This window comes from Micrococcus sp. HMSC31B01, assembly GCF_001816085.1.
Taxonomy (GTDB): domain Bacteria; phylum Actinomycetota; class Actinomycetes; order Actinomycetales; family Micrococcaceae; genus Micrococcus; species Micrococcus luteus.
Map to the genome: position 1 here is coordinate 1 of NZ_KV825263.1, position 2,600 is coordinate 2,600.

Annotated in this window: 2 protein-coding genes; one reads left to right on the top strand and one right to left on the bottom strand. The window is 73.4% G+C overall.

Going from position 1 to position 2,600, the window contains the following annotated elements; genetic code table 11:
* Positions 1–156: 156 nt before the first annotated feature.
* Complete coding sequence (locus HMPREF3105_RS09260; RefSeq protein WP_041103583.1) at positions 157–621, top strand: hypothetical protein; 465 nt, start codon at positions 157–159, stop codon at positions 619–621.
* 15 nt (positions 622–636) lie between these two features.
* Here the strand turns inward: HMPREF3105_RS09260 and HMPREF3105_RS09265 are convergent, their stop codons facing one another.
* Positions 637–2,391, bottom strand: a complete 1,755-nt coding sequence (locus tag HMPREF3105_RS09265) for an AMP-binding protein (protein WP_036317684.1) — start codon at positions 2,389–2,391, stop codon at positions 637–639.
* Positions 2,392–2,600 lie beyond the last annotated feature (209 nt).

Below are 2,600 nucleotides of genomic sequence, written 5' to 3' on the forward strand. Positions count from 1 at the left end.
CCGCTCCTGCACAGGCCGCTGCTCCCGGCGTGTCCTCCCCAGCCCCGGCCGGGTCCGGCCGGCCGCCCGCCCCGGGTTCCTAGCGTGGGCGATGCCGCTCCGACCGGTGCGGCGCCGCCGGGACCCTGATGAGTCCCCACCCGGGAGGAGACCGCCATGACCACCGCCTTCGAGCCCCGCCCGCACACCGCCGCCGCCCCGCGCGAACCCGACCCGCACGGCCCCGGCACGCCCGGCTCCCTGCGTCCGGGCGAGCGCGGCTCCGTGCTCATCGTGACCCGCCACCCCGACCCGGACGAGGCCATGCGGCACGCGATGGCCTGGATCACTGCCTTCGAGGAGGACTGCGGCCTCGTGCTGGACACGGACGAGACCGCGCTCTACGCCGTCGGCCGAGCGGGCGACCTGGGTGAAGCCCTGCGTCGCGGCCCCCTGGTCCACGAGGACGGCAGCCCCGCCGACACCTCCGCGTTCGTGGACGCGGTGCTCGCGGACGGCACGTGGCGCCTGCGCGACGCCGACCCGCGGGCGTGGTCGACCACGTACCGTGCCACGATCCTGGGCGCCGCCCCCGAGGCGGTCTGCACCATCTGGGACGTGTTCCCGCTGCCCGCCGCCTGAGGGTGACGGTCGTCGTCAGCCCGCACCCTGGGCGTGGGCCTGGGCCTGGACGACCTTCGCGCCCTCTTCGCGCAGCTCGACCTTGCGGACCTTGCCGGAGACGGTCATGGGGAAGGCGTCGAGCACGCGGACGTAGGCCGGGATCTTGAAGTGCGCGATCCGGCCCGTGGCGAACTCGCGGACGGCGTCCACGGTGAGCGGCTCGACGCCGTCCTTCATGATCACGCAGGCCATGAGCTGCTCGCCGTACTTCTCGTCCGGCACGCCCACCACCTGGACGTCCTGGATGTCCGGGTGGGTGTAGAGGAACTCCTCCACCTCGCGCGGGGAGATGTTCTCGCCGCCGCGGATGACGAGGTCCTTGATGCGGCCCTCGATGCGCACGGAGCCGTCCTCGTCCATGGAGGCGAGGTCGCCGGAGTGCATCCAGCCGTCGGCGTCCAGCACCTCGGCGGTCTTCTCGGGGGCGTCCCAGTAGCCGAGCATCACGGAGTAGCCGCGAGTGCACAGCTCGCCCGTGGCCCCGCGCGGGACGACGTCACCGGTGGCGGGGTCCACGATCTTCGTCTCCACGTGGGGCATGGTCCGGCCGACGGTCTGGGTGCGCACCTGTAGGGAGTCGTCGCGGCGGGTCATGGTGGACACGGGCGCGGTCTCCGTCATGCCGTAGCAGATGGCGACCTCGGACATGTGGAACCGGTCGATGACCTTCTTCATCACCTCGACAGGGCACGTCGAGCCGGCCATCACGCCGGTGCGCAGCGTGGACAGGTCCAGCGCGTCCGCCTCGGGCCGGGCGAGCATGGCGATGAACATCGCCGGCACGCCGTACAGGCTCGTCGCGCCGGTGGCGGCCACGGCCCGCAGCGCCGAGACCGGCTCGAAGCTGCGCGCCGGGATGACGGCGAGCGAGCCATGGGAGACGGTGGCGATCACGCCGATCACCATGCCGAAGCAGTGGAAGAACGGCACCGGGATCACCACGGTGTCCTCCTCCGTGTAGCCCAGCAGCTCGCCGATGTGGAAGCCGTTGTTCAGCACGTTGCGATGCGTCAGCGTGACGCCCTTGGGGAAGCCGGTGGTGCCCGAGGTGTACTGCAGGTTCACGGGGTCCGCCGGCCGGGTGGCGGCCTCGCGCGCGGCCAGGTCCTCGTCCGAGACCCGCGCGGCCCCGGCCAGGAAGGCGGCCCACGTGCCCTCGGCCACGGGATCGGCGGCGTGCCGGCCGGCCACGTCACCGTCCTGCACGTGGGCGTAGGCGTCCTCGCCGCTCCCGGCCGGCAGCATGATCAGCTGCCGCAGGTGCGGCGCCGACTCACGGGCCACGGCCCGCGCGGTGGCGGGCGGGTCCATGCGTGCGTCCGCGCAGGCCACCACCAGCCCGCGCATGTCGCACTGCTCGACCACGTACGTCAGCTCGTGGGCGCGGTACGCCGGGTTGAGGTTCACGAGGATGACGCCGGCGCGTGCCGCGCCGTAGAGCAGCGAGACCCACTCGGCGACGTTGGGGCTCCACATCCCGATCCGGTCCCCCGCCTCGTAGCCCGCAGCCATGAGCGCCTTGGCCACCGTCACGGACTCCTCCCGCAGCTGCCCGTAGGTCCAGGTGCGTCCGGTGGCAGGGTCCCCGTCCGGTCCACACTCCAGGAGGGCGGCGCGGTCGGCGAACCGGCGGGCGGTGTCGTCGAGGTTCTGGGCCAGGGTCTGCTCGAGCAGCTCGACGTCGGTCGGTCCCTGGGTGAAGGACTCGGGGGCGGTGGACTCGGTCATCGGGCGCTCCTCGCGGACGGTCGGGCGACGCCGCACGGCGTCACGATGCACGGCCGTGCCGCCGCCGGACCGCGGAGGGCATCGGGTGTGACACGGACCACAGGCAGGCTACGTCGCCTGGCGGGAGGCCGCCACCTCCCGGGGCGGGGACGCGGGGTGTGCCACGGCCCCGGACGGCAGAAGACCCCGGGACCGTACGGTCCCGGGGT